General features: G+C 70.4%; 20 protein-coding genes and 1 riboswitch. Of the genes, 11 read left to right on the top strand and 9 right to left on the bottom strand.

Annotated elements, in window-relative coordinates:
- Both PKE79_RS10405 and PKE79_RS10400 read right to left on the bottom strand, forming a co-directional pair.
- Nucleotides 1-1,677 (bottom strand): MDR family MFS transporter, encoded by a 1,677-nt coding sequence (locus PKE79_RS10405; RefSeq protein WP_271173633.1) that lies wholly within the window; start codon nucleotides 1,675-1,677, stop codon nucleotides 1-3.
- Nucleotides 1,678-2,076: 399 nt separating this feature from the next.
- Nucleotides 2,077-2,763: a YqaJ viral recombinase family protein gene (locus tag PKE79_RS10400; protein ID WP_271173632.1), complete on the bottom strand. Its 687-nt coding sequence runs from the start codon at nucleotides 2,761-2,763 to the stop codon at nucleotides 2,077-2,079.
- Nucleotides 2,764-3,097: 334 nt separating this feature from the next.
- Between PKE79_RS10400 and rplJ the strand changes: the two genes are divergently transcribed.
- The 5 genes from rplJ to PKE79_RS10375 all read left to right on the top strand — a co-directional run bounded on the left by rplJ (nucleotide 3,098) and on the right by PKE79_RS10375 (nucleotide 7,639).
- Nucleotides 3,098-3,613: a 50S ribosomal protein L10 gene (rplJ, locus tag PKE79_RS10395; protein ID WP_271173631.1), complete on the top strand. Its 516-nt coding sequence runs from the start codon at nucleotides 3,098-3,100 to the stop codon at nucleotides 3,611-3,613.
- 51 nt (nucleotides 3,614-3,664) lie between these two features.
- Nucleotides 3,665-4,054, top strand: a complete 390-nt coding sequence (rplL, locus tag PKE79_RS10390; protein WP_271173630.1) for a 50S ribosomal protein L7/L12 — start codon at nucleotides 3,665-3,667, stop codon at nucleotides 4,052-4,054.
- 172 nt (nucleotides 4,055-4,226) lie between these two features.
- Nucleotides 4,227-5,561 carry an ABC transporter substrate-binding protein gene (locus tag PKE79_RS10385; protein WP_271173629.1) on the top strand — a complete coding sequence of 445 codons (1,335 nt, stop codon included), beginning with the start codon at nucleotides 4,227-4,229 and terminating at the stop codon, nucleotides 5,559-5,561.
- A gap of 9 nt (nucleotides 5,562-5,570) precedes the next feature.
- Nucleotides 5,571-6,704 carry a carbohydrate ABC transporter permease gene (locus tag PKE79_RS10380; RefSeq protein ID WP_271173628.1) on the top strand — a complete coding sequence of 378 codons (1,134 nt, stop codon included), beginning with the start codon at nucleotides 5,571-5,573 and terminating at the stop codon, nucleotides 6,702-6,704.
- Nucleotides 6,704-7,639: a carbohydrate ABC transporter permease gene (locus PKE79_RS10375; RefSeq protein WP_271173627.1), complete on the top strand. Its 936-nt coding sequence runs from the start codon at nucleotides 6,704-6,706 to the stop codon at nucleotides 7,637-7,639. The genes PKE79_RS10380 and PKE79_RS10375 overlap by 1 nt, the downstream gene beginning before the upstream one ends.
- A gap of 55 nt (nucleotides 7,640-7,694) precedes the next feature.
- Here the strand turns inward: PKE79_RS10375 and PKE79_RS10370 are convergent, their stop codons facing one another.
- Together PKE79_RS10370 and PKE79_RS10365 are read right to left on the bottom strand one after the other, a co-directional pair.
- Nucleotides 7,695-8,369 carry a DUF305 domain-containing protein gene (locus PKE79_RS10370; RefSeq protein ID WP_271173626.1) on the bottom strand — a complete coding sequence of 225 codons (675 nt, stop codon included), beginning with the start codon at nucleotides 8,367-8,369 and terminating at the stop codon, nucleotides 7,695-7,697.
- A gap of 2 nt (nucleotides 8,370-8,371) precedes the next feature.
- Nucleotides 8,372-9,085 carry a thioredoxin-like domain-containing protein gene (locus PKE79_RS10365; protein WP_271173625.1) on the bottom strand — a complete coding sequence of 238 codons (714 nt, stop codon included), beginning with the start codon at nucleotides 9,083-9,085 and terminating at the stop codon, nucleotides 8,372-8,374.
- A gap of 333 nt (nucleotides 9,086-9,418) precedes the next feature.
- On the opposite strand from PKE79_RS10365, the gene PKE79_RS10360 reads away from it, so the two are divergent.
- From PKE79_RS10360 to PKE79_RS10350, 3 genes are all read left to right on the top strand, one after another.
- On the top strand, nucleotides 9,419-10,654 hold the full coding sequence (locus tag PKE79_RS10360; protein WP_271173686.1) for a multidrug effflux MFS transporter: 1,236 nt from the start codon (nucleotides 9,419-9,421) through the stop codon (nucleotides 10,652-10,654).
- Nucleotides 10,655-10,700: 46 nt separating this feature from the next.
- Nucleotides 10,701-11,357, top strand: coding sequence for a phosphatase PAP2 family protein (locus PKE79_RS10355; protein WP_271173624.1), 657 nt, complete (start codon nucleotides 10,701-10,703; stop codon nucleotides 11,355-11,357).
- Nucleotides 11,358-11,494: 137 nt separating this feature from the next.
- Nucleotides 11,495-13,450: a helicase HerA-like domain-containing protein gene (locus tag PKE79_RS10350; protein WP_271173623.1), complete on the top strand. Its 1,956-nt coding sequence runs from the start codon at nucleotides 11,495-11,497 to the stop codon at nucleotides 13,448-13,450.
- A gap of 57 nt (nucleotides 13,451-13,507) precedes the next feature.
- Here PKE79_RS10350 and PKE79_RS10345 read toward each other — a convergent pair whose 3' ends face one another.
- The 5 genes from PKE79_RS10345 to PKE79_RS10325 form a co-directional block, all read right to left on the bottom strand.
- Nucleotides 13,508-14,572, bottom strand: a complete 1,065-nt coding sequence (locus PKE79_RS10345; RefSeq protein ID WP_271173622.1) for a hypothetical protein — start codon at nucleotides 14,570-14,572, stop codon at nucleotides 13,508-13,510.
- A gap of 4 nt (nucleotides 14,573-14,576) precedes the next feature.
- Complete coding sequence (locus PKE79_RS10340) at nucleotides 14,577-15,560, bottom strand: malate dehydrogenase (RefSeq protein WP_271173621.1); 984 nt, start codon at nucleotides 15,558-15,560, stop codon at nucleotides 14,577-14,579.
- Between the two features lie 9 nt (nucleotides 15,561-15,569).
- The gene (locus PKE79_RS10335) at nucleotides 15,570-16,391 is read right to left on the bottom strand and encodes an alpha/beta fold hydrolase (RefSeq protein WP_271173620.1); all 822 of its coding nucleotides are present in this window, start codon (nucleotides 16,389-16,391) and stop codon (nucleotides 15,570-15,572) included.
- Nucleotides 16,392-16,410: 19 nt separating this feature from the next.
- Nucleotides 16,411-19,617, bottom strand: a complete 3,207-nt coding sequence (locus PKE79_RS10330) for a sigma-70 family RNA polymerase sigma factor (RefSeq protein WP_271173619.1) — start codon at nucleotides 19,615-19,617, stop codon at nucleotides 16,411-16,413.
- 364 nt (nucleotides 19,618-19,981) lie between these two features.
- The gene (locus PKE79_RS10325; protein WP_271173618.1) at nucleotides 19,982-21,148 is read right to left on the bottom strand and encodes an N-acetylglucosamine-6-phosphate deacetylase; all 1,167 of its coding nucleotides are present in this window, start codon (nucleotides 21,146-21,148) and stop codon (nucleotides 19,982-19,984) included.
- Between the two features lie 57 nt (nucleotides 21,149-21,205).
- Nucleotides 21,206-21,289, top strand: a riboswitch (ZMP/ZTP riboswitch).
- A gap of 34 nt (nucleotides 21,290-21,323) precedes the next feature.
- Here PKE79_RS10325 and glyA point away from each other — a divergent pair.
- The 3 genes from glyA to PKE79_RS10310 all read left to right on the top strand — a co-directional run bounded on the left by glyA (nucleotide 21,324) and on the right by PKE79_RS10310 (nucleotide 25,338).
- Nucleotides 21,324-22,622, top strand: a complete 1,299-nt coding sequence (gene glyA, locus PKE79_RS10320) for a serine hydroxymethyltransferase (RefSeq protein ID WP_271173617.1) — start codon at nucleotides 21,324-21,326, stop codon at nucleotides 22,620-22,622.
- Between the two features lie 120 nt (nucleotides 22,623-22,742).
- On the top strand, nucleotides 22,743-23,624 hold the full coding sequence (locus tag PKE79_RS10315) for a bifunctional methylenetetrahydrofolate dehydrogenase/methenyltetrahydrofolate cyclohydrolase (RefSeq protein ID WP_271173616.1): 882 nt from the start codon (nucleotides 22,743-22,745) through the stop codon (nucleotides 23,622-23,624).
- A gap of 133 nt (nucleotides 23,625-23,757) precedes the next feature.
- The gene (locus PKE79_RS10310; protein ID WP_271173615.1) at nucleotides 23,758-25,338 is read left to right on the top strand and encodes an AMP-binding protein; all 1,581 of its coding nucleotides are present in this window, start codon (nucleotides 23,758-23,760) and stop codon (nucleotides 25,336-25,338) included.
- Nucleotides 25,339-25,340 lie beyond the last annotated feature (2 nt).

The raw sequence follows: 25,340 nt of genomic DNA, 5'->3' as shown, positions 1-25,340 counted from the left end.
TCAGCGGCTGCGCGCAGATGACGCGTCGCCGTCATCTGCGACGTGCACGGGGATGGAACCCGTCTCGGCGGTCGCTACCGCGAGATCGCCCTCGAGACGCTGCGCGCGCATCCGCTCGATGTTGTTCTGCCGGGTGAGGGGCTTGTTCGGGAGGAAGGCGATCGCCACGAGGCTCAGGACCGCCAGAGGCACGCCGATGAGGAACGCGTGCGAGATCGCCTGAGCCGAGGCGTCCTCGATGATCACGGCGATGGCCTCGGGCATGTCCCGCGTGACCGGGAGAGCGCCCGACTGGAGCTGGGCGAGGATGGCCTGGCCCTGCTCGCCCAGGCTCATCACGGCGGCGCCGATCTCCTGTGCGCGATCCGTCAGCTGCTGGGTCATGCTCGCCGCCAGCACCGACCCCATGACGGCGACGCCGGCGGTGCCGCCGACCGTGCGGAAGAAGTTGACGCCCGAGCTGGCGACGCCGATCTCCTGCGGCTTCGACGTGTTCTGCACGACGAGGACCAGGTTCTGCATGGTCATGCCGGTGCCCGCTCCGAGCAGGAACATGTACGTGCCGACGAGCCACAGCGACGTGTCGTACGCGAGCGTCGACAGCAGGCCCGTTCCGGCGATCATGAGCACGGCGCCCACGACGAGGTAGCTCTTCCAGCGGCCGAAGCGCGTGACGAGCTGTCCCACGACGGCCGACGCCACGAGCATGCCCGCCGCCATCGGGATCGTCAGCAGACCCGCCTCGGTCGGGCCGTACCCGCGGGAGATCTGCATGTACTGGCCGAGGTAGACGGAGGTGCCGAACATCGCCACGCCGATCGAGATCGACGCGAGCACCGCGAGCGTGAACGTGCGGTTGCGGAAGAGCGTGAGGGGGATGAGCGGCTCGGCGACGCGGAGCTCGACGAGCACGAACGCGACGGCCGCGATCAGCGCGATGCCGACCATCCATGCGGTCTCCCAGCTGATCCATCCGTAGTCCGACACGTTCGTGATCCAGACGAGGAGCACGCCGGCCGAGACGCTGAGGAGCACGATGCCGAGGTAGTCGATGCGCACCTTCGCCGCGCGGATCTGCTCGATCCGCAGCGTCCGCAGGAGCACGGCGAACGCGATGATGCCCAGCGGGACGCCGACGTAGAAGTTCCAGCGCCATCCGATCGTGTCGGTCATGACGCCGCCGAGCAGCGGGCCGCCGACCGTCGCGACCGCCATCACGCCCGCGAACAGGCCCATGTACTTGCCGCGCTCGCGCGGGCTGATGATGTCGGCCATGAGTACCTGGCTGAGCGCGGCCAGACCGCCGCCGCCGAGGCCCTGGAGGGCGCGGAAGGCGATGAGCATCTCGGCGCTCGTGGACATGCCGGCACCCGCGCTCGCGAGCACGAAGACCGCGAGGGCGATGAGCATGAGGGTCTTGCGGTTGACGAGGTCGGCGAGCTTGCCCCAGATCGGGGTCGAGATCGCCGTGGTGAGGAGGGTGATCGTCACGACCCAGGTGTAGGACTCCTGGGTACCGCCGAGCGCCGGGACGATGATGGGCAGCGACGTGCCGACCACGGTCGTGGAGACCATGGAGCAGAACATGGCGAGGAGGAGGCCCGAGAGGGCCTCGAGCACCTGGCGGCGGGACATCCGCGCCGCGGGCGCCTGTGCGGGTGTGGGTTGCGCGCTCATACGCACCTTTCGCGATCGTGTCCGGATTGGCATGACAGCGTCGGCATGCAGAAGTTGAGGAAAGTCAACGATATCCAGAACGTTGACGAACCGCAACTAACTCCCGGATGTCGGTGCGTGTGGTGTTCGCGTGGGCGTGCGGTGCGTGTCTCGTTTGGTGCCGGTATGGGGTGCCGATAACGGCGGCGGGTGAGACATGCCTGGCCCCTGGGCGGTGCGTGTCTCGCTGGGTGTGGGTATGGGGTGCCGATAGCGGCTGCGGATGAGACATGCTGCGTCGGCGTGAGGTGCGTGTCTCGCTTGCTGACGGTATGAGGCGTCTATAACGGCGCCGGGTGAGACATGGCGCGGCGGGGCGGATGAGACATGCCCGCCACCCGGGGCGTGCGACGCGGCGCGTCAGTCGGCGAGGGCCAGTGCCCGATACGCGGAGCGCTGGAGTGCGCGCTCGCGCGGAGTGAGCGGCGCGGTCACGGCGGCCTCGGGCCGGCGCGGCGGCTCGTTGCCCGTCGTGCGTCGGTACAGCTCGTCGATGAGGGCGGTCGCGAGCTTCACGAGCCGCGAGATCTCCGCGTCGTCGCGGTCGATCCACACGCACTTCGGCTCGTCGTGCAGCGGCTGGAAGTCGCGGTGCTCCTCCCAGGCGAAGAGCGTCCGCTCGGCGCCGAGCACGTGCTGCTGCCACCACACCTGGCGGAGGTACGAGCGCGGGATGGTGCGCCACGTCTTGTTCGTCGTCTTGATCTCGGCGAGCAGGATGCGGCCGCTCTGGTCGACGGCGATCCCGTCGGGGGTTGCGAGATGGCGCTTCTCGATCGTCGCGTGGAAGAGGGCGCTGGACGGCTGGATGCCGTGGGTCGCGGCGACCCACGAGGCGATCTCGGGCTCGCGGCGCCGGCCGTGGTCGGTGTACGCGTTGCCGCCGAACGACGAGCCGCGCAGCTTCTGCTCGGCGGCGCGGGGGATGACCCGCTCGCTCGTGATCGTCGCGATGTCGGTCGCGGTGATGCCCTGCGACCGCGCCCGGAGCCAGGCCACCCTGTCGCGGGAGTCCGCGACGATCCGGGCGGCGAGTTCGGGGGTCACCTCTTGACCCTAACCCCGCCCCCTGACGGCGTCCCGACCGGACATGCGGGTTCGGCGGACTCGGTGCGGAAGGTCCGCTCCATCGATTTGGCCCAGGCTCTCGAGTCGGGTACGCTGGTCCGAGCCGAAGACCGCCGGTCATCGCCGTGTGCGCAAGCACGTGACGATCGAAGCTCTGCACTGCAGGGGCCCGCGCAGGTGTCACGAACGAATCCCGTGAGAACGGGAACCGAGCTCCGTGCGCTTGCGCCGGAGCTCTTTCTCATGTTCGGGGCGGGTGGCGCGGCCGGTGCCCCACCTCCGTGGAGCACCTCAGGACAATCAAGGAGTGGCCATGGCGCAGAAGGAAGCATCGGTCGCCGAGCTCACGAAGCAGTTCGAGAGCTCGACCGCCGTTCTGCTCACCGAGTACCGCGGTCTGACGGTTGCCGAGCTCAAGGAGCTCCGCAACGCGATCCGTCAGGACGCGGAGTACGCCGTGGTGAAGAACACGCTGACCAAGATCGCCGCGAACAACGCGGGGATCACGGCGCTGGACGACGACCTCAAGGGTCCGTCGGCCGTCGCCTTCGTGCACGGCGACCCCGTCGCCGTCGCCAAGGGTCTGCGCGCCTTCGCCAAGGCACACCCTCTTCTCGTGGTGAAGGGCGGCTACTTCGATGGCACCGCCCTCAGCCCTGAGGAGGTCAGCAAGCTCGCTGACCTCGAGAGCCGCGAAGTCCTGCTCGCCAAGGTCGCGGGCATGATGAAGGCCTCGATGTCGAAGGCTGCCGCCCTCTTCCAGGCGCCGCTGTCGAAGACCGTTCGCACGGTCGAGGCGCTGCGCGAGAAGCAGGAGACCGCAGCCTGATCAGGCTGCGCGGAAGCAACCCCGAAACCCCGAAAAAGTAGGAGAAACATCATGGCGAAGCTCAGCACCGAAGAGCTGCTCGACGCGTTCAAGGAGCTCACGCTCATCGAGCTCAGCGAGTTCGTGAAGGCCTTCGAGGAGACCTTCGACGTCACCGCTGCTGCCCCGGTCGCCGTTGCGGCCGCTGGCGCCCCGGCTGCGGGCGGCGACGCTCCGGCCGAGGAGGAGAAGGACTCGTTCGACGTCATCCTCGAGGCTGCCGGCGACAAGAAGATCCAGGTCATCAAGGTCGTCCGCGAGCTCACCTCGCTCGGCCTCGGCGAGGCGAAGGCTGTCGTCGACGGCGCTCCCAAGGCTGTCCTCGAGGGCGCCAACAAGGAGACGGCCGACAAGGCCAAGGAGGCCCTCGAGGGCGCCGGCGCGACCGTCACCCTCAAGTAAGTCTTCTTCTCGAAGCTTCTTCGCGAAGGCCCCGGGTTCGTCCCGGGGCCTTCGTGCGTCTGCGGACGTTACGGGTCCGTGACTGTCAAGTGATTGTGGAAGCGCTCCTATGGCTCCTAGCTTGGAGAGCACAGCCTTTCCACAGAGAAGATGCTCGAGATAGGAGCAGACGATGAAGACTGCAGGACGCAAGCGGATCCTCCTCGCGGCGAGCGGGCTGGGGATCGCCGGTCTCGCTCTCGCGGGATGCACGAGCGGCCCCGGAGCATCGGATGGCGGCGGAGACGGGGGCGGTGGCGACGGCGGAGACGCCCAGGTCACGGTCTACGGCACGATCGTCGACGCGGAGGCGGAGCTCCTCGAGCAGTCCTGGGCGGACTGGGAGGAGGAGAGCGGCATCGACATCGTGTACGAGGGCTCGCAGGAGTTCGAGGCGCAGATCGCCGTTCGCGCGCAGGGCGGCAACCCGCCCGACCTCGCGATCTTCCCGCAGCCCGGCCTGCTGTCCGACATGGCGAGCCGCGGCTACCTCATGGAGGCCCCCGAGGGCGTCGTCTCGAACCTCCGCGAGTACTGGGCCGAGGACTGGGAGACCTACGCCTCGCATGACGGCACGATCTACGGCGCGCCCCTCATGGCGAACGCGAAGGGCTGGATCTGGTACCAGCCCAGCGTGTTCGAGGAGCACGGCTGGGAGGTCCCGACCGACTGGCAGGGCCTGCTCGACCTCACGCAGCAGATCCGCGACGAGACGGGCGAGCCGCCGTGGTGCGCGGGCTTCGGGTCCGACGCCGCGACCGGATGGCCGGGCACCGACTGGATCGAGGACCTCGTCCTGCGCCAGGCCGGCCCCGACGTCTACGACCAGTGGGTCGCGAACGAGATCCCCTTCACCGACCCGCAGATCAAGGAGGCCTTCGACGCGACGGCCGAGATCCTCCTCAACCCCGACTACGTCAACGCGGGCTTCGGCGACGTGGCCTCGATCGGCTCGACGCCCTTCGGCGACGTGGCGAACGCGCTCGTCTCGGGCGACTGCCTCCTGACGCACCAGGCGTCGTTCCTCGACGGCTTCATCGTCGAAGCCGGCGGCGAGGTCGGCGAGGATGGCGATGTCTGGGCGTTCATGCTGCCCCCGGTCGACGCGGGCGCCGGCCAGATGATCACGGGCGGCGGCGAGATCGTCGGCGCGTTCAGCGACGACGAGAACGTCGTCAAGGTGCAGGAGTACCTGTCGAGCCCCGAGTGGGCGAACTCCCGCGTCTCGCTCGGCGGCGTGATCAGCGCGAACAACGGGCTCGACCCCGAGAACGCGCAGAGCCCGATCCTCAAGGCGGCCATCGAGATCCTCCAGGACGAGGAGACGACGTTCCGCTTCGACGGATCCGACCTCATGCCCTCCGCAGTCGGCGCCGGCACGTTCTGGACGGGCATGCGCGACTGGGTGAACGGCGCCTCGACCGACGACGTCCTGGAGCAGATCGAATCGGGCTGGCCGGAAGAGTAACGGCCGGACATGAAAGCGTTTCTCGACTGGCTGAGCACGCTCTCGCCGTGGCTGGAGATCCCGATCATCATCGGGGTGTTCCTGCTCGCGGTCGGCATCCTGCTCTTCTTCATCGAGATCGCGCCGCGCGCGGGCCGGGTGTACACGTACATCCGGCTCGCCGCGTGCGTGCTCTTGCCCCTGGCCGTGATGTGGATGCTCCAGTCCTACTGGTGGGCGATCATCGCGGCCGGCGTCCTCGGCCTGCTGTTCTTCTGGCTCGACTACCGGTCGAAGCAGGGAGCCGGCTACCTGTTCCAGCTCGTCGGATTCCTCGCGCCCGCCCTGATCCTGCTGCTCGTCGGCCTCGTCTTCCCCGTCATCCAGACGTTCGGGCAGTCGATGTTCAATGCGAGCGGCTCGCGCTTCATCGGACTCGACAACTTCATCTGGATCTTCACGCAGCCGCAGGGCATCCGCACGATCGTGAACACGATCGTCTGGGTGCTCATCGCCCCGATCGTGTCGACGGTCGTGGGCCTCGTCTATGCGTACTTCATCGACAAGACGCGCGGGGAGAAGGTCTACAAGATCCTCGTGTTCCTGCCGATGGCGATCTCGTTCGTCGGTGCGTCGATCATCTGGCGCTTCATGTACACGGCTCGGCCCGCGGACGCGGAGCAGATCGGCTTCGTCAACCAGATCATCGTCTGGTTCGGCGGCAGCCCTGTCCCGTTCCTCCAGGTGGAGCCCTGGAACACGCTGTTCCTCATCGTCGTGTTCGTGTGGATCTACACCGGATTCGCGATGGTCGTGCTGTCCGCCGCGATCAAGGGCGTGCCGACCGAGCAGCTCGAGGCGGCTGAGCTCGACGGAGCCAACGCGTACGAGCGCTTCATGAACGTCGTGGTGCCCGGCATCCGGCCCTCCCTGATCGTGGTCCTGACGACGATCGCGATCGCGTCCATGAAGATCTTCGACATCGTCCGCACGATGACCGCGGGCGCGAACAACACCTCGGTGCTCGCGAACGAGATGTACTCGCAGTTCCGCAGCTTCGAGGCCGGACGGTCCGCGGCGTACGCCGTGATCCTGTTCGTGCTCGTGCTCCCGCTGGTCATCTACAACGCGCGACAGCTCAAGGCACAGAGGGAGGTGCGCTGATGACCGCGACCGAGCTCGTGACGACGGCGGGCAAGCCGTCGAGGAAGCGCGCGCTGAGCGACACCAAGCGCCGCCTGACGAACCCGTGGGCCACGGTTGCCGCGCTCGTCATCGCGGTGCTGTGGACCATCCCGACGTTCGGCGTGTTCGTGTCGTCGTTCCGTCCGCGTGTGGAGATCCAGACGACCGGATGGTGGACGGTCTTCCAGAACTGGGGCTGGACGTTCGACAACTACGTCGAGGCGCTGAACACCTCGACGGGCGGCCTCACGATGCTGGGCTCGTTCGTGAACTCCTTCGCGATCACGCTCCCGGCGTCGATCATCCCGCTCATCATCGCGACGCTCGCGGCGTACGGGTTCGCCTGGATGGACTTCCGCGGCAAGAACCTGCTGTTCGTGCTCGTGTTCGCGCTGCAGATCGTCCCGATCCAGATGGCCTTCATCCCGCTCCTGCAGCTGTTCTCACGCGGAGAGCTGTTCGGGGTCCCGGTCATCCAGGCGGTGGGGTCGTCGGGCTACGCGCAGGTGTGGATCGCGCACACGATCTTCGGCCTGCCGCTCGCGATCTTCCTGCTGCACAACTTCATCGCGCAGATCCCGGCGGATGTCATCGAGGCGGCCCGCGTGGACGGTGCGGGGCACGGGCAGATCTTCTTCCGCATCGTGCTCCCGCTGAGCATGCCGGCGATCGCGTCGTTCGCGATCTTCCAGTTCCTGTGGGTCTGGAACGACCTGCTCGTGGCCTTGATCTTCGCGGACGGCAACGTGGCGCCGATCACGAAGCTGCTCGCGCAGATGACCGGGTCGCGCGGTCAGGACTGGCACCTGCTCACCGCCGGCGCGTTCATCGCGATCATCGTGCCGCTGCTGGTGTTCCTGTTCCTGCAGCGCTACTTCGTCCGGGGCCTGCTGGCGGGCTCGGCGAAGGGGTGACCCGCATGACGAAGGGCCCGCCGTCCGGCGGGCCCTTCGTCATGCGGTGCGACGCTCAGCCGGTGCAGCCGAGGCGCGTCTGGATCGACTGCATGGCCGCGATCTCTGCCGTCTGGCCCTGGCCCATGCTGCGCGCGGTCTGGATCACGCGCTCGTCGCTGCCGAGCTCCACGACGGCGTCCGTCATCTCGATCGCGCCTGCGTGGTGACGGATCATGAGCTCGAGGAAGAGGCAGTCCCGAGCCGAGCCCTCGAGCGAGGCGAGCCGGTCGATCTCCTCGGCCGTGGCCATCCCCATCGCCGCTTCGAGCTCCTCGGCGGATGCCGTCGCGCTCGCGCCGTGGTCGTGTCCGGTTCCCGACATCCACGACATGAGCGGGTCGCCCGCCTGGGGCAGGCCCCACGCCACGAGCCATCCGTACATCTCGCCGCGCTGCGCCGCCTGAGCCGTCGCGATGTCGTACGCGAGGGCGCGGAGCTCGTCGTCGTCGGTCGCGCGGTACTCGATCATCGCCATCTCGACGGCCTGGGCATGATGCACCTGCATGTCGCGCGCGAAGCCGGCGTCCGCGGCGTTCGGCCCGCCGCCCGAGCCGGTCGCGTCGGAGAGGTCGTCGAACGTCGTGAAGCGGCCGATCGCGAACGCGAGGCCCGCCACGAGCACGACCGCGATCACCGCGAGCGGCCAGGGGATGCCCGTGCGCGCCGTCGGGCGGTCGGACTCCGTCATGCTCAGCTGAGCTTGCCGGGGCCGTCGATGGCGCCGGTGCACGCGGCGCCCGGCTCCGGCACGTTCTGGTTGCGCCAGTACTCCTCGAAGAACTCCGCGATGCGCTCGTCGTCGACCGAGTCGACCTTGAGCTGCGCGTTCCAGGCGCTCACGGCGACCGGCGTCCCGAGGTCGGGGTACGGCGAGAGGATCGCGTAGCTCGACGGCAGGTAGCCCTTGAGGGTCTCGAGCTCCTCTCCGCTCACGAGCTCGGGGTCGTACGTGACCCAGACCGCGCCGTGCTCGAGGGAGTGCACCGCGTTCTCGTTCTGCTGCGGTTCGCTGTAGACGCCGCAGTTCAGCCAGTACACGTTGTGCGGGCCGCCCGCGGGAGGGGTCTGCTCGTACTCGACGGTGCCCTCGACGTGCGTGTTCGTGTTGGAGAAGGTCTCGACCCCCTCGATCTCCGCCCCGTCGCCGCCGATGCCGTACTCGGCGACATTCGGACGCGGCGTGAAGACGAACGACGCGACGATCGCCCCGATCACGGCCACCGCCGCGACCGTCCCGACCGTCCACCAGACGAGCTTCCCGCGCTGGCGCTTCTTGAGCTGCCGCTGGTACTCGGCGAGCTTCTCCTGACGCCGGGCCTCGCGCTGCTGCTTGACCGTCTGCTCGATCTCGGCCTGGCGGGCGGGGTTGCCGCTGGACTTCTGGGGGCGCTTCTGCGTCGACACGCTCCGATCCTATGCGGCTGAATGCGCGCGCCGCTGGGAGAATCGGGCCGGGAACCTGGGCTTCCGCCTTGCGCTGCCGGTCCCCCTCGACCCTAGGATTGAGGGCGTCCCCTTCGCGCGGATCCTCCGGGCGTCGTCTGGGACTTCTTTCTTTCTCCGCACACCTCGTCCGCGAAAGCAGCGACGCTCACGATGACTCACGAAGACCGTTCCCCGCGCGACGAGCACGGGCACCACCCGCACACGGGCAGCATCCCCACCGCCACGGGCCTCATCCCGGTGCCCACGGGGACGATTCCGCTGCCCGACGCCGCGCGCGCGGCAGCGGGGGAGATGCCGCGCACGCATCGCGGTGACGCGCTCTCGAGCGGCCGGCGCCTCGCGTACGTCCTCCTGCTCGGCGCGCTGACGGCGCTCGGCCCGTTCACGATCGACCTCTACCTGCCCGCGTTCCCCCTGCTCGAGCGCGATTTCGAGACGACGAGCGCGGCCATCCAGCTCACGCTCACGGGCACCATGATCGGCTTCGCGCTCGGCCAGCTCGTCGTGGGCCCGCTGAGCGACAAGTTCGGCCGGCGGGTGCCGCTCCTCATCGTGACCGCGCTGCACGTGCTCTCGAGCCTCGCGGCGGCCTTCGCGCCCACGCTCGAGCTGCTCGGCGCCGCGCGCGTGCTGATGGGGATGGGCGCGGCGGCGGGCGGCGTGGTCGCGATGGCTATGGTGCGCGACCTGTTCGGCGGGCGCCGCCTCGTCATCATGCTGTCGCGGCTCGCGCTCGTGACGGGGGTCGCGCCCGTCGTGGCGCCGCTCATCGGCTCAGCGCTGCTCACGGTCATGCCCTGGCACGGGATCTTCCTCGTGCTCGCCGCGTACGGCACGGTGATGCTCCTGTGCGCGAACTTCGCGCTGCCCGAGACCCGCCCCGCCTCCGACCGCATCTCGCACGAGACGGTGTCCGTGTGGCACCGCTATCGCGTCGTGCTCACCGATCGTGTGTACCTGGGCGTGCTCGTGATCGGAGCGATGACGTTCTCGGGCCTCTTCTCGTACCTGTCGGCGTCGTCCTTCCTGTTCCAGCAGTCGTACGGCTTCACCGAGGTGCAGTACGGTCTGCTCTTCGCGTCGAACTCGGTCGGCCTCGTGATCGGCAACCAGGTCGCGGCCCGTCTCGCGGCGCGGTTCGGGCCGCAGTGGGTGCTCGCGTACGCGACCGCCGTGCTCGTGCTCGCCTCCGCCGGCATCATCGTCGGCGACCAGCTCGGGCTCGGCGTGTGGGGCGTCGTGATCCCGCTGTTCGTCTTCATGACGACGTGCGGCTTCACCTTCCCCTGCGCGCAGGTGCTCGCGCTCGACCGGCACCCCGAGGCGGCCGGCACGGCGGCGTCGGTGCTCGGCGCGACGAACAACGGGATCGCGGGCGTCATCTCGCCGCTCGTCGGCGTGATCTCGGCGGCCTCGGGCATCACGGGCACCACGATGGCGTCGGTGATGCTCGGCTGCTCGGCCATCGCCGTCCTCTCGCTCTGGCTCGTCGTCCGCCCGCGCTCGCTCGGCCTGCTCGCCGACTGACCGCACGCCTGCGCCCGAACGGCGCGGGCGTGGGCAGAATGGGGCGATGGGGATGTCGCGTCGGGCCATGCTGTGGTGGGGGATCGGGCTCATCGCGGCGGCCGCGCTGCTCGGCTGGGCCACGGTGCTGCACCGCGATCCCTTCCCGATCGACACGTGGTGGGCAGGCGTGCTGCCTGAGGCCGATGCGGGCGTCCGCCTGTGGTTCTCGCTCCTCCTCGACCGGATCGGCGGAGGGTGGTGGGCCATCCTCGTCTTCCCGCTCGGGATCGGGGCCTTCCTCCTCGCGACGCGCCACCGCTGGGGCGCCCTGTACTTCCTCGTCGCGACGGCTGCCAGCGCGGGGTTCGTGCAGCTGCTCAAGCAGCTCTACTCGCGGCAGCGCCCCGAGGACATCCTCGTCGTCGTCGACCACGGCTCATTCCCGTCGGGGCATGTGGCCAATGCCGCCACGGTCGTGTTCGCCCTGTGGGTGCTCTTCCCGCGATGGTGGATGGCCACGGTCGCGGTGATCTGGACGCTCTCGATGGCGTTCGCGCGCACGTATCTCTCGGCGCACTGGGCGAGCGACACCGCGGGCGGCGCGCTCGTCGGGGCCGGGGCCGCGCTGATCGTCGCCGCGCTGCTGAACGCGCGTCTCCTGCGAGATCGCGACCGCATCGCCGAGCGGCGGGAGCAGTCGGAGAGGCTCGCCCGGTCGTAGGGCGGGACACAGCGCAGGAGTCCGGTCGGAGGCGGAGCCTGCTGCCCGCGCGACCCTGGGGGTGAGCGCGCGCCGGGCCCGGGGAGTTCCTGCGTCGTGTCCCGCGTCGGGCGACCCGCGCTGGCTAGGCTGTGGCCATGAGCCCCGAGAACGCTCCTGACGCCGCTGCCGCCGAACTCGAGAGACTGCGCGCGGAGGCCGCGGCCGCCGAAGCCGCTCTCAAGGCCGCGGAGGCCCGCGCGAAGCTCGCCGCCGCAGAGGCCGCCGCGGCACGTGCCGGAGGGGCGGATGGCGCCGAGCCGGCCGCCGAGGACGATGCCGACCCGCCCGCCGCGGACGAGCCATCTGCGGAGCCCGAGCCCGAGCCATCCGCGGAGCCCGAGCCATCCGCGGAACCCGAGCCCGAGCCATCCGCCGAGCCCGAGCCGTCCGCGGAGCCCGAGCCATCCGCGGAATCCGCGAAGCCCGCGGCGTCTGACGGGCCGCTCGACGCGGGCGACGTGCAGCGCATCGTCGACGGCTACGCCTTCGAGGGGGAGACGCTCGACATCGGCGCGCTCGTGAACGGGGAGCCGCTCGCCGACGCGCAGATCCGGATCCCGCTCGCGATGCTCAACCGGCACGGCCTCGTCGCCGGAGCGACCGGAACGGGCAAGACCCGCACTCTGCAGGGGCTCGCGGAGCAGCTCGCCGCGAAGGGCGTGCCCGTGTTCGCGGCCGACATCAAGGGCGACCTCACGGGCATGGCGACGCCGGGGGAGCCGAGTGACAAGCTTCTCGCCCGCACGAAGGGCATCGGCCAGGACTGGAAGCCCGAGGCGGCGGCGGTCGAGTACTTCGCACTCGGCGGGATCGGCACGGGCGTGCCCGTGCGCGCGACGGTGACCGGCTTCGGGCCGCTCCTGCTGTCGAAGGTGCTCGGTCTCAACGACACGCAGGAGTCGAGCCTCGGGCTCGTCTTCCACTACGCCGACGAGAAGGGCCTGCCGCTCGTCGATCTCGCCGACCTCCGCGCGGTGCTGCAGTACCTCACGAGCGACGAGGGCAAGGCCGAGCTCAAGGGGCTGGGCGGCTTGTCGTCGGCGACCGCCGGCGTCATCCTGCGCGAGCTCATCACGTTCGCCGAGGGCGGCGCCGACGTCTTCTTCGGAGAGCCCGAGTTCGATGTGCAGGACTTCCTGCGGACGGCCGAGGATGGCCGCGGCATCGTCTCCCTGCTCGAGGTGCCGGGGGTCGCCGATCGACCGGAGCTGTTCTCGACGTTCCTCATGTACCTCCTCGCCGAGCTCTTCGAGCTGCTGCCCGAGGTCGGCGACGTCGACAAGCCCAAGCTCGTGTTCTTCTTCGACGAGGCGCACCTGCTCTTCAAGAACGCGTCGAAGGACTTCCTCGCGGCGATCACGCAGACGGTGCGGCTCATCCGCTCGAAGGGCGTCGGCGTCTTCTTCGTCACGCAGACCCCGAAGGATGTCGATGGCGACGTGCTCGCGCAGCTCGGCTCCCGCGTGCAGCACCAGCTGCGCGCCTTCACGCCGGATGACGCGAAGGCGCTCCGCTCGACGGTCGGGACGTATCCGAAGTCGGGCTACGACCTCGAGCGGGTGCTGCAGGAGCTCGGCACCGGAGAGGCGATCGTCACCGTCATGAGCGAGAAGGGTGCGCCCACGCCCGTCGCGTGGACGCGCGTGCGCGCACCGCAGGGGCTCATGGACGCGTCGCCCGCCGCTGTCGTGGAGCAGGCTGTCGCGTCGTCGACGCTCCTGCCCAAGTACGGGGAGCCCGTCGATCGCGAATCCGCGTACGAGATGCTCACGGCGAAGATGAACGCCGCCGCCGAGGCCGCGGAGGCCGAGGAGAAGGCACTCGAGAAGGCGAAGGCCGACGCCGAGTACGAGAAGCAGAAGGCCGCGATCGAGAAGAAGGCGCAGCAGGAGTACGACCGCCTGCTGAAGTCGACCAAGAGCCGCACGACGACGCGGCGCACCACGCGGTCGAGCAGCGACCGCGTGGTCGAGCGCGTCATCGGATCGGCGGCGACGACGCTCGTGAACAGCGTGATCCGGGGTCTGTTCGGCAACAGCCGCCGGCGCTGAGGATGAAAGCCCTGCCCGCCCCCGTGTCGGGCGGGCGAGGGCAGCGGAAGCGTCAGGTCAGATCCGCGACCACGTGTACGGGGCCGTTCCCGCGTCGACACGCCAGTCGACGCGGCCGCCTTCCCCGACGCTCGCGCTGTCGGTGAGCCAGAAGGTGACGTCGGGCGTCCACCCGGCGATCACGCTCGCCCACTCTGCGTCGACGGCGATGGGACGCGTCGCCGACGTCAGGTAGCACTCGACCGTCAGATGCACGGCGTCCCAATCGGACGCGACACGGGACCAATCGGGGATGAGCCAGCGGCCATCGCGACCGGTGGCGCGGAACCAGTCGTGTCGACGCGACGCGGTGACGTCGAGCGGGTATCGGCGGCAGAGCTCGGTCCAGTCTTCCTCCCGCGCGATCTCGTACGTCCGACCATCGCCGATTGCGGGGATCGCCGTCGCGCTTTCGAACCCGAGGAAGTCCTCGACGAGGCGCAGGCCCGCGGGCACGCCGTCGTCCATCTCGCCCGTGGTCGCAAGAACATCACGAGGAATGGAATCCCACTCGCCGCTCAGGGGCGCGGCCAGCTCCGTCGGGCGCTCTCGACGCGCACGCCCCTCATCGGCGAGCACATGCGCACGCCAGCGACGCAGTGCATCGGCGGCCGGGCGTGCGGGAGGCGCAGGGCCGCCCGCATCCTGCCAGTCGATCGTCCACTGGATGTGCCGTCGGGGCGATGACCACCACGACGGTGCCGCGCGTTCCACCTCGTCGGCGGTTGCACGCAGCGAGGCGCGGACGCCTTCGAGCCCGGCGACGTCGTCCTCCGTCCGCGGAGGCTGCCAGTACACTGCCGAGTCGACGCTCGTGACCAGCGCACTCGCGAGCTCCTCCGTTGTCCAGCCGGAACGCTGCGTTCGCTCGATGGCTTCAGCGAGATCGCTCGTGGGCCGCAGGGCGACCTCGCCGTTGTCGCGCGAACGTGCAGCCTCGAACAGGGCCGACCACACCGCGTCGTCGCGTGCGGCGAGCTCCAGGCACAGGCGTCTGCCACGAGGACCGGCGAGGACGGAGCTTCGCCAGCGCCCGCCCGCCTCCGGGGGCCGCGCCCCGCTCGTCTCGGGAGGAACCACCATCAGCTCAGGACGGGATGAGCCCGAGCTTGCGCACGGCCGTGCGCTCGTCGGCGAGCTCGGCGACCGACGTGTCGATGCGGGCGCGCGAGAAGCCGTCGATCTCGAGGTCGGGCACGATCCGCCATCCGCCGTTCTCCGTCTGCACGGGGAAGGACGACACGAGTCCCTCGGGAACGCCGTACGACCCGTCGGAGACGACCGCCATCGAGGTCCAGTCGCCTTCAGCCGTGCCGTTCAGCCAGTCGCGCGCGGCATCCACCGTCGCGCTCGCCGCGGACGCTGCGGACGACGATCCGCGCGCCTCGATGATCGCCGTGCCCCGGTTCGCGACAGTCGGCAGGAACTCGCTCTCGATCCATGGGCGGTCGACGAGCTCGAGCGCGGGCCGGCCTGACACCACGGCGTGCGACAGGTCGGCGTACTGCGTCGCGGAGTGGTTGCCCCAGATCGTCATGCGCGAGATCTCCGACACCGGCGTGCCCGTCTTGAGCGCCAGCTGCGCGAGAGCGCGGTTGTGGTCGAGGCGGGTCAGGGCAGAGAAGCGCTCGGCCGGGATGTCGGGCGCGTTCTGCTGCGCGATCAGCGCGTTCGTGTTCGCGGGGTTGCCCGTGACGAGCACGCGGATGTCGTCGCCTGCGACGTCGTTCAGCGCCTGACCCTGGGCCGTGAAGATCGCTCCGTTGGCGGACAGGAGGTCGCCGCGGGTCATCTCGGCGGTGCGCGGGCGGGCGCCGACGAGGAGCGCGAGGTCGGCTCCGTCGAACGCGCGCCGCGCATCGTCGGTGATGTCGATCCCGGAGAGAAGGGGGAACGCGCAGTCGACGAGCTCCATCGCGACGCCCTCCGCCTTCGGCAGCGCGGGCGTGACCTCGAGCAGTCGGAGTTCGACCGGGCGGTCGCCGAGACCGCCGCTCGCGAGACGGAAGAGGAGGCTGTAACCGATCTGACCGGCCGCGCCCGTGACGGCGATGCGAAGAGGTGTGACCATGACTCGACGCTACCGGTCGGCCGGTGCCTCCGGCAGGGCCGAGCGCAGCGGGCGGCGCAGGAACCGGTCGGCGATCTGCATCCCGATCCCGCCGTCGAGCAGCACGCCGTGCTTGGCGCCCTTGATCACGGTCAGTCGGGCGCCCGGGATGCGCGTGTCGAGGACCCGGGCGTTCTCGACCGGCGTCAGGGCGTCGAGCTCGCCGTGCAGCACGAGCGTCGGGGCGGTGATGCGCGGCAGGTCGTCGAGCGTGTCGTGCGCGCGGCTGGCTCGATGATGCCGGGCGAGGGCGGTGCGGTCGCGGCCGACGGCGAGGAGCCGCACCAGGTCGTCCTGCGCCTCGTCCCAGAAGACCGACGCGACCTCCTTCCGGTCGCGCGAGCGGATGGCGCGGTCGGCTTCGTCGGAACGCCGCGGCCCGTGCGCGTCGCCGGCCGACGTCGAGACGAGCACGAGCTTGCGCACGCGCTCGGGATGGACGATCGCGAGCCACTGCGCGACGCGGCCGCCCATCGAATGCCCGACGACGTCCGCTCGCTCGATGCCCGCATCGTCGAGGATGTGCACGACGTCGTCGGCGAAGAGCCGCGTCGTGAAGCGCTCGGCCTCGCCCAGTTCGCTGTCGCCGATGCCGCGGTGGTCGAAGATCACGATCTGCCGATCGCGGAGCAGTCCCGGCCCCACGATCTGCCACGACCGGTGATCGACCGCCTGACCCGCGATGAGCACGAGCGGTGCGCCTTGCCCCGCGGTCCAGTACGCGAGCCGGATGCCGTCGGCCGCGGTCGCATCGTGCCGCACCCACTCGGGCCCGTAGGGATTGTCCGTCACTCCGACGAGGGTAGCCGGGTCAGAGGAGTGGGATGGTCAGAGTCGAGATGAACGAAGACAAGCGCACAGGCTGAGACGCGTCACCATGTGCTGTGTCCTCGTACTCGGACTCGATGGTGTCCTGCTGCGCAACCACATCGAGAAGAAGTTCGCCCGCCGGTTTCGTGAAGCTCGCCGTTGCCATTCCGTATCCGTCGAGCACCCCGCGCCACACAGCGTCGCCGGAGTAGATCAATCGAGTTGCGGAGTACGGCCTGCCCGTGATCTCAACCGTCGTGGTCACGGGCAGGAGTGCGTCGGCGTCGAAGGGGTCGGTGGGCAGTCCGCTCGTGGCGGACTCGATTGTGAGCGGGGTCGGTGGAGCGACAAGTTCCTCAACGCCGAGCGATGCAAGCGTTTCCGATGCGCCATTGCCCCACACTTCCTGGCGGGCGTAGCTAAGCGTCACCCGAGCCATCGGATCGCTCAGCGCGAGGCCGTCTTCGGAGAGCTGCGGCTCGAAAGCGAACACGGCGTTCCCACCAGGATTCGCAAGGGGGACGACCGTCTGAGTTCCATAAACGTCGACGACGACACTCTCGCCCGGCTCGCCGACGAGTGGGAGCACGACCGTGAACCTCTCACGCTCGGGATCGACATTCGGCGTGCCAACCTGCAGCGACGTGTCCAGCAGCCCGCTGAGGTTCAGCTCGCGAACGGTGTTCTCGACCGGAGGCGCGACGGCGTGCGCTGCCGCGTAGCGGGCGACGACGGCGACGTCGGACCTCACGTCCTCCTGCGTGAGCGGAAGAACGATGGTCGACGTCCCGCCCGCCAATTGGGTTGTGCCGAGCCGTCGTTCCGCTAGGAACACCTCGACCCGCGCGTCGGGTTCCCCGCTCACGACCAGCGTCGCTGTGCTGTCGACATCGTCGCCTAGAGCGCTCAGCTGCAGCGGATCGTTGATCGCGACATCCTCGATATCGATCAGCTCGCCCAGCGTCGTGTGGTCCTCGAGGCCCGCGAGGGCGCCATCCCGATAGCGCACCTCGATCGGCAGATCGTCTCGGACCTCGCCCGAGCCGAGCACGATGGTGAGCGTGGCCTTCCCCTCAGCATCGAGCGTTCGTGAGTCGTCGGACGAGGTCGAGCCGCCGACGTAGACGGAGGCCTGCTCGCCGGGCTCGCCGGTCACGGCGAACTCGATGGTTCCGGCGTTCTTGTCGACATCGACCGCCGCGCCGATGCCGATCCGCTTCGGGGGCACCGGCGTCTCGGTCGGCGTCGGTTCTGGCGTGGGCGTCGGGCTCGCGGTCGGCGTCACGGTCGGAGTCGGAGTCGGAGCCGGAGTCGGCTCGGGCTCGACGGCCTCGAGAAGCGGATCGCGCACGCCGAGCGTCGACAGCGACGCGACGAACGACTCGCCCTCGACGTCGCGATAGGCGATCTCGAGCGTGACGTCGTCCGTCACCTGGACGGCGGTGAGCGCGAACTGGAGCTCCGCGACGCCGTCTGCCGAGAACTCGCCCTCGGCGAGGGCATCCGCGTCGGCCGCCGTGAAGAGGAGCATCGCGGAGGCCGCAGCGGGTGCGGAGCTCGACTCGGTCACGGCCACGGGCTCACCGGGCTCGCCGGTCACGTCGACCTGGACGATGCGCTCGCGTGCATCGACGACGGACGCACGCTCGAAGCCGATGGGCGCGGGGCTCTCGACCTCGGGCGCAGGCTCCGACGGCTGCGGCGTCGGCTCGGGCGACGGCTCCTCCGACGGGCTCGGCTCGGGCTCCTCCGACGGGCTCGGCTCGGGCTCCTCCGACGGACTCGGCTCGGGCGACGGCGCCTCTGACGGCTCCGGCTCGGCGGTCGGCTGCGGCTCGAGCGTGGGCTCGGCGGTCGGCTGAGGCTCGGCCGACGGCTGAGGCTCGGCCGACGGCTGGGGCTCGGCGCTCGGCTCGGGAGCCGGCGCCGGAGTGAGCGTCGGCGTCGGGGTCGGCGAAGCGGATGGCGCGGGCTCATCGACCGGGGGAGCGATCGGCTCCTCGGGGGCCGGGGTCTGCGCGAGCAGCTCGTCGGAGGCCTCGATCGACGCGTCGGGCTGCGCGGCGTCCTCGAATGCCGACGCGGCCTCGTTCGCGGATCCCGCGAAGCCGCCCGTCAGCGTCGCCGCGAGTACCGTACCCGCGACCGCGGCCGCCGCGATCCCGGCGCCGACGAGTCCGCCGATCGTCCACGCGGAGCTCGACGCCGACCCGCCGGCCGATCCTCCGGATCCACCTGATCCGCCGCCCGCCGCAGCGAACCCGACCGACTTGGCGGCGCCATCCGCTGCCGCGCCGGTCGCCGCTCCGGCGCCGACGGCTCCGCCCGCGACCGCCACAGCGCCCTCGTATACCGAAGATGGCATGGCCGCGAGCGCGACGAGCGCCGACTCGTCGCGCTGGAGCGATGCGAGGTAGCCGGCGGTGCCGGTGACGCCGATCGTGAGCGGCAGGAGCACGAGCGCGAGTCGGCTGCCGACCTCCTTCGCCTCCGAGGCTACGATCGCGCAGCGCGCGCACTCGCCGAGGTGTGCGTCGACCTTGGCCTGGTCGCGCGATCCGAGGTTGCCGCGCGTGTACGCGCCGAGGCGCTCGATCGTCCAGGCGTGCGCGGACCCGTCCTCGACGGAGGCGATGTGCGCCTGGATCCACGCCTCGCGCAGCCCCTCGCGAGCGCGGAACGCGAGCTGCGAGACGGCGGCCGCCTTCATGCCGAGCAGCGGCGCGATCTCCGCGGGCTTCATCTGCTCGATCTCGGTGTACCAGAGCACCTCCTGCCAGCGCGTGGGCAGGCTGCGGAAGGCGGTGTGGGTGAGGCTGCGGTCGAGCGCCTCGTCCGTGGCGACCTCGGTCGACTCCGGGTCCTCGACCTCCTCGAGCCCGTCGCTCGTCGCCTCCGTGCGCGCGCGGCCCCAAGATGCCGCCACATTGCGGATGGTCGTGAAAAGGTAGGCGCGGAACGAGCCGGTCGGCCCGTTGCCGCGCTGGATCGACTGGAAGATCTTCGCGTACGACTCCTGCACGAGGTCGTCGGCGTCGAGGCTCGAGGTGATCGATCGCGCGGCGACGATGCCCGATCGGTAGTGGCGCCGCCACAGCTCGCCGAACGCGTCGTGGTCTCCCGAGCGGGTGCGGAGGACGAGATCCGCGTCGGGGGTCGCCGATGCCAGCGCCTCGCCGTCGCTGAGGTTCTCGTCGTCTGTGGTCATAGGTGCGGGTCCGTGTCGGTGGGCACACCCCTCGTCGCATCGGTGGCGGCGGGTGCGCGTGCGGCCGACGTCGGGTCGTCAGGCCGGTGAACATCCTCCCGCGGATCGGGCGGCTCCGCCACCCCGATGTAGGGATTCACGGGGGATTTTCCGCCCGATGGCACGGTCACATCCGGAGTTCGACAAATTTCTCGGAAGTCGCGTAATGAAACCGCCCCGCCGCCGTCTCATGCGGTGAGGGACGTTCCGCCCAGCTGCTGGGGAGCTTCGGGTCGGAGGTCTCGCGAGGCGGCATCGCCGCTCGCGACGAGGGGCTCGGACACTCGGGGGAGGGGTCCGGGCCCCTGATCTCTCTCCGGACGCCTCAGCGCACGGCGCCCGCCGTCCAGACGCGCGCGACCTCGAGCTCGCGGCTCCACAGAACCGCATCGGCGATCGCCCCGGTGCGGAGCGTGCCGAGGTCGTCGCGGCGCAGCACCTTGGCGGGTGTCGCCGTGAGCGCCCCGACCGCGTCGGGCAGCGGGACGCCGAGCCCGACGACCCGGCGGAGCGCCACGTCCTGCGTGAGCGTGGAGCCCGCGATGGTGTCGGTGCCGCGCACCGTCGCGACGCCCTGCTCGACGACCACGTCGAGGGCGCCGATCGCGTAGTCGCCGTCGGCCATGCCGGTCGCCGCCATCGCGTCGGTCACGAGCGCGACCCGGCCCGGCGCTGCCCGGAGCAGCATGAGCATCACGGCGTCGGCGACGTGCACGCCGTCGGCGATGAGCTCGAGCACGACCCGGTCGTCGCGCGCGGCGGTGGGGATGGGCCCCGGCCGGCGGTGGTGGATGCCCGGCATCGCGTTGAAGGCGTGCGTCACGAGCGTCGCACCGGCGTCGACGCCCGCCGCGGTCGCGTCGGCGTCGGCGTCGGTGTGCCCGATCGCCGCGATGACCCCCGCCGCTGAGATGGCGCGGATCGCGTCGATCGCGCCGGGCAGCTCGGGGGCGATCGTGATCTGCCGGATGGTCTGGGTTCCGCCGATCTCGCCTGCCGCGAGCAGGCGCGCGACCGTGTCGGCGTCGGGGTGGCGCAGGAGCTCGGGGTCATGCGCGCCGTGATGGCCGGGGTCCAGGAACGGCCCCTCGAGATGGCTGCCGAGGATGTCGTCCTCGTGCTGGGCGAGGCGCCCGATGGCGGCGACGCGCGCCTCGAGGTCGTCGACGGAGGCGGTCACGAGCGAGATGACCGCTCGCGTCGTGCCGTGCGCCCGGTGCAGAGCGCGTGCCGTCCGGATGGCGTCCGCCCCGTCCTCGTGGGCGGCGCCCGCACCGCCGTGCCCGTGCAGGTCGATCAGCCCCGGCGTGAGCACGGCGCCGTCGCCCGCGATCTCGGCCGCGTCGATGACGACATCGCCCGTCTGCGTTGCGGCGCGCCATCCGTCTCCGTCGCCGCGCGACGAAACGCGTCCGTCCTCGAAGCGGATCCAGCCGTCGCGCTCCGCGCGGCGGTCGGAGACGAGCAGCGTCGAGTGGATCACGGTCCCCATGCTCCTGACCCTCCCACATCCACCCGACCGCGGCCATCCGACTCGGGTCGGCTATGCTGTTCGCGTCGCGACTGGCGTTGAGGTGGTGCACCACCGGGAAGCGACCGAGACGGCATTCGACCGCACGCCTGGGCCGATGCGATGACCCCTTTTCGTCTGTCGTCTGGAGATCGCCATGACCGATCCGCTGTTCAACGCCCCCCTCGCCGAGGTCGACCCGGAGATCGCGGAGGTGCTGCAGCGCGAGCTCGATCGCCAGCGCGGCTTCCTCGAGATGATCGCGTCGGAGAACTTCGTGCCCGTCTCGGTGCTGCAGTCGCAGGGCTCCGTGCTCACGAACAAGTACGCCGAGGGCTACCCGGGCCGCCGCTACTACGGCGGCTGCGAGGAGGTCGACGTCGCCGAGGAGCTCGCGATCGCCCGCGCCAAGGAGCTGTTCGGCGCCGAGTTCGCGAACGTCCAGCCGCACTCGGGCGCCACCGCCAACGCGGCCGTGCTGCACGCGATCGCCCGCCCCGGCGACACCATCCTCGGCCTCTCGCTCGACCACGGCGGCCACCTCACGCACGGCATGAAGATCAACTTCTCCGGCCGTCTCTACGACATCGTCGCCTACGGCGTGAACCCCGAGACCTCGCTCGTCGACATGGACGAGGTGCGCCGCCTCGCCCTCGAGCACAAGCCGAAGGTCATCATCGCCGGCTGGTCGGCGTACCCCCGCCAGCTCGACTTCGCCGCGTTCCGCGAGATCGCCGACGAGGTGGGCGCGTACCTCTGGGTCGACATGGCGCACTTCGCGGGCCTCGTCGCCGCGGGTGTCCACCCGAGCCCCGTCCCGCACGCGCACGTCGTCTCGTCGACCGTGCACAAGACGATCGGCGGCCCCCGCTCGGGCTTCATCCTCACGAACGACGCCGACATCGCGAAGAAGATCAACTCGGCCGTTTTCCCGGGTCAGCAGGGCGGCCCGCTCATGCACGTGATCGCCGCCAAGGCGACCGCGTTCAAGCTCGCCGCGACGCCCGAGTTCAAGGACCGTCAGGAGCGCACCGTCCGCGGCGCGGCCATCCTAGCCGATCGCCTCTCGCAGCAGGACGTGAAGGACGCGGGCATCGCGGTCCGCTCGGGCGGCACCAACGTGCATCTCGTGCTCGTCGACCTGCGCGACGCCGCGATCAACGGCAAGGAGGCCGAGGACCTCCTGCACGACATCCGCATCACGGTCAACCGCAACGCCGTCCCGAACGACCCGCGCCCGCCGATGGTCACCTCGGGCCTGCGCATCGGCACGCCCGCGCTCGCGACGCGCGGCTTCGGCGACGCCGAGTTCACCGAGGTCGCCGACATCATCGCCCTCGCGCTGCTTCCCGGCGCCGACGTCGACGCCCTGCGCGAGCGCGTCGCGAAGCTCGCCGACGCGTTCCCGCTCTACCCCGGCCTCGAGCAGGTCGGCCAGGGCTACGCGGGCGTCTGAGGCACCCCGATCCGTCGAGACTAGCCCCGGTCGTCGAAGCCAGCGCTCCCCGCGCTGGCTTCGACGACGCGCACTAGTCTCGACCGGTTCTGACCCACGAACGAGGGAAGACGAAGACGGATGACCGCACAGATTCTCGACGGCAAGGCGGCCGCGGCCGCGATCAAGGCGGAGCTCGCGGAGCGGGTCGCCGCCCTCGCGGCGAAGGGCGTCACGCCCGGCATCGCGACCGTGCTGGTCGGCGCCGACCCCGCGTCGCAGCTGTACGTCGGCATGAAGCACAAGCAGTCGGTGGCGATCGGGATGAACTCGATCCAGCGCGAGCTGCCGGCTGACGCGACCCAGGCCGACGTCGAGGCGCTGATCGACGAGCTCAACGCCGATCCGACGTGCCACGGCTACATCGTGCAGCTGCCGCTGCCCAAGCACATCGACACGGACGCCGTGCTCGAGCGCATCGACCCCGCGAAGGACGCCGACGGCCTGCACCCGACGAACCTCGGCCGTCTCGTGCTCAACGTGAACGCGCCGATCACCACCCCGCTGCCGTGCACGCCCCGCGGCGTCATCGAGCTGCTCGTGCGCAACGGGTACGACCTGAACGGCAAGCACGTCGTGGTCGTCGGCCGCGGCGTGACGATCGGCCGCCCCATGGGGCTCCTCCTCACGCGGCGCGACGTCAACGCGACGGTCACCCAGGTGCACACGGGCACGCCCGACATGGCGCCGTACCTGCGCGAGGCCGACGTCATCGTCGCGGGCGCCGGCGTCAAGCACCTCATCCGCGCGGAGGACGTCAAGCCCGGCGCGGCCGTGCTCGACGTGGGCGTCACGCGCGAGACCGAACCCGAGACCGGGAAGCAGCGGGTCTTCGGAGACGTGCACCCCGACGTGGCCGAGGTCGCGGGCTTCCTGTCGCCGAACCCCGGCGGCGTGGGCCCGATGACCGTGGCGCTGCTCATGACGAACGTCGTCGAGGCGGCCGAGCGCTCCCTCGCCTGAGCCGCGTCCCCCGACACGAACCCCGGTCCGCCCTCGTCGGGCCGGGGTTCTTCGTGAGAGACTCCCCGCATCCGGTCGACGGCGACCGGAGGGGCCGTCGGAGGGGCGGCCCTGAAGGGGACGAGAGGCCATCATGCACGCTCCGGAGCCCGAGCTCACCATTCCCGACGCACCCGTCTACGACCTCCTCTTCGCGGATCTCCGCGACGAGGAGCGCGACCTCGTCGCCTTCATCGACGGCCGGACCGGCGACACCCTGACCTACGGAGCGCTCGTCGACGCGATCGACGCCTTCGCGGGCGCGTTCGCCGCGCGCGGCATCGGCCCCGGAGACGTGGTCTCGCTGCACGCGGTCAACACCCCGGCCTTCGCGATCGCCTTCCACGGGATCCTCCGCGCCGGCGCGACGGCGACCACGGTCAACGCGCTCTTCACGCCGGGCGAGATCGAGAAGCAGCTGCGGATGGCCAGGGCCGTCGCGCACGTGACGGTCTCGCCGCTCGCGCCCGGCTCGGTGCCCGCGGCGCAGGCGACGGGCATCCCGGCCGAGCGCATCGTCGTCCTCGACGGGTGGGACGCCTTCCCGACCCTCCGCGACCTGCTGGCCGAGGGCCATCCCGCCCCCGACGTCACGCCGGAGGCGCGGAGCCAGGTCGCCGTGATCCCGTTCTCGTCGGGCACGACGGGCCTGCCCAAGGGGGTCATGCTCTCGCACCGCAACCTCGTCGCGAACGTGCAGCAGTGCGTCGCGCGACTGCACGTGTCGCCGCAGGAGCGCCTGCTCGCGGTGCTCCCGTTCTTCCACATCTACGGGATGACCGTGCTCCTGAACCTCGCGCTGCGCGCGCGTGCGACGCTCGTCACGATGCCGAGGTTCGATCTCGAGGAGTTCCTGCGCGTCCTGCAGGACCACCGCGTCTCCTACGCGTTCATCGCCCCGCCGATCGCGGTCGCCCTCGCGAAGCACCCGCTCGTCGACCAGTACGACCTGAGCGCCCTGCGCACGGTCTTCTCGGGAGCCGCGCCCCTCGACGAGCGACTCGGCCGCGCGGTCGCCGACCGTCTCGGCGTCGAGGTGCTGCAGGGCTACGGCATGACCGAGCTCAGCCCCGTCTCGCACGCCATGGTCCGCGGCGCGAGCGACGGCGTCCCGCTGTCGTCGATCGGGCCCGCCGTGCCGGGCACCGAGGCGCAGATCGTCGACATCGAGACGCACGCGGTGATCGAGGTGCCGGAGGAGGGGCGCTCGCGCTCGGGCGAGCTGTGGGTGCGCGGGCCGCAGGTGATGCTCGGGTACCTCGACAACCCGGAGGCGACGGCCGCGTGCCTGACGGAGGACGGATGGCTGCGCACGGGCGACATCGCCGCATACGACGCGAGCGGGGCCGTGTTCATCGTCGATCGGCTCAAGGAGCTCATCAAGCACAAGGGCTACCAGGTGGCGCCCGCGGAGCTCGAGGCGCTCCTGCTCGCGAGCGACCGCGTCGCGGATGCGGCGGTCGTGGGCGAGCCGCTCGAGGACGGCGACGAGGCGCCCGTGGCCTTCGTCGTCCCGCAGGGCGAGCCCGACGCCGACGCCGTGCTCGCCGAGCTCAACGGCCAGGTCGCGCCCTACAAGAAGCTGCGCCGGGTCGAGTTCGTCGACGCGATCCCGAAGTCCGCATCGGGCAAGATCCTCCGCAAGGATCTCAAGGCCCGCCTGACGGGGGAGTGAGG

Origin of the sequence: Microbacterium barkeri (genome assembly GCF_027921765.1) — a bacterium.
In the GTDB taxonomy this organism is placed as follows: domain Bacteria; phylum Actinomycetota; class Actinomycetes; order Actinomycetales; family Microbacteriaceae; genus Microbacterium; species Microbacterium barkeri.
This window is presented reverse-complemented; position numbering and strand designations above follow the sequence as displayed.

Coding starts and splice junctions, on each gene's coding strand:
- PKE79_RS10325 (WP_271173618.1), bottom strand. CDS start 21,148: ATGGGGACCGTGATCCACTCGACGCTGCTCGTCTCCGACCGCCGCGCG.
- rplJ (WP_271173631.1), top strand. CDS start 3,098: ATGGCGCAGAAGGAAGCATCGGTCGCCGAGCTCACGAAGCAGTTCGAG.
- PKE79_RS10360 (WP_271173686.1), top strand. CDS start 9,419: ATGCCGCGCACGCATCGCGGTGACGCGCTCTCGAGCGGCCGGCGCCTC.
- PKE79_RS10380 (WP_271173628.1), top strand. CDS start 5,571: ATGAAAGCGTTTCTCGACTGGCTGAGCACGCTCTCGCCGTGGCTGGAG.
- PKE79_RS10370 (WP_271173626.1), bottom strand. CDS start 8,369: ATGACGGAGTCCGACCGCCCGACGGCGCGCACGGGCATCCCCTGGCCG.
- PKE79_RS10345 (WP_271173622.1), bottom strand. CDS start 14,572: ATGGTGGTTCCTCCCGAGACGAGCGGGGCGCGGCCCCCGGAGGCGGGC.
- PKE79_RS10350 (WP_271173623.1), top strand. CDS start 11,495: ATGAGCCCCGAGAACGCTCCTGACGCCGCTGCCGCCGAACTCGAGAGA.
- PKE79_RS10405 (WP_271173633.1), bottom strand. CDS start 1,677: ATGAGCGCGCAACCCACACCCGCACAGGCGCCCGCGGCGCGGATGTCC.
- PKE79_RS10315 (WP_271173616.1), top strand. CDS start 22,743: ATGACCGCACAGATTCTCGACGGCAAGGCGGCCGCGGCCGCGATCAAG.
- rplL (WP_271173630.1), top strand. CDS start 3,665: ATGGCGAAGCTCAGCACCGAAGAGCTGCTCGACGCGTTCAAGGAGCTC.
- PKE79_RS10355 (WP_271173624.1), top strand. CDS start 10,701: ATGGGGATGTCGCGTCGGGCCATGCTGTGGTGGGGGATCGGGCTCATC.
- PKE79_RS10375 (WP_271173627.1), top strand. CDS start 6,704: ATGACCGCGACCGAGCTCGTGACGACGGCGGGCAAGCCGTCGAGGAAG.
- PKE79_RS10330 (WP_271173619.1), bottom strand. CDS start 19,617: ATGACCACAGACGACGAGAACCTCAGCGACGGCGAGGCGCTGGCATCG.
- PKE79_RS10340 (WP_271173621.1), bottom strand. CDS start 15,560: ATGGTCACACCTCTTCGCATCGCCGTCACGGGCGCGGCCGGTCAGATC.
- PKE79_RS10310 (WP_271173615.1), top strand. CDS start 23,758: ATGCACGCTCCGGAGCCCGAGCTCACCATTCCCGACGCACCCGTCTAC.
- PKE79_RS10385 (WP_271173629.1), top strand. CDS start 4,227: ATGAAGACTGCAGGACGCAAGCGGATCCTCCTCGCGGCGAGCGGGCTG.
- glyA (WP_271173617.1), top strand. CDS start 21,324: ATGACCGATCCGCTGTTCAACGCCCCCCTCGCCGAGGTCGACCCGGAG.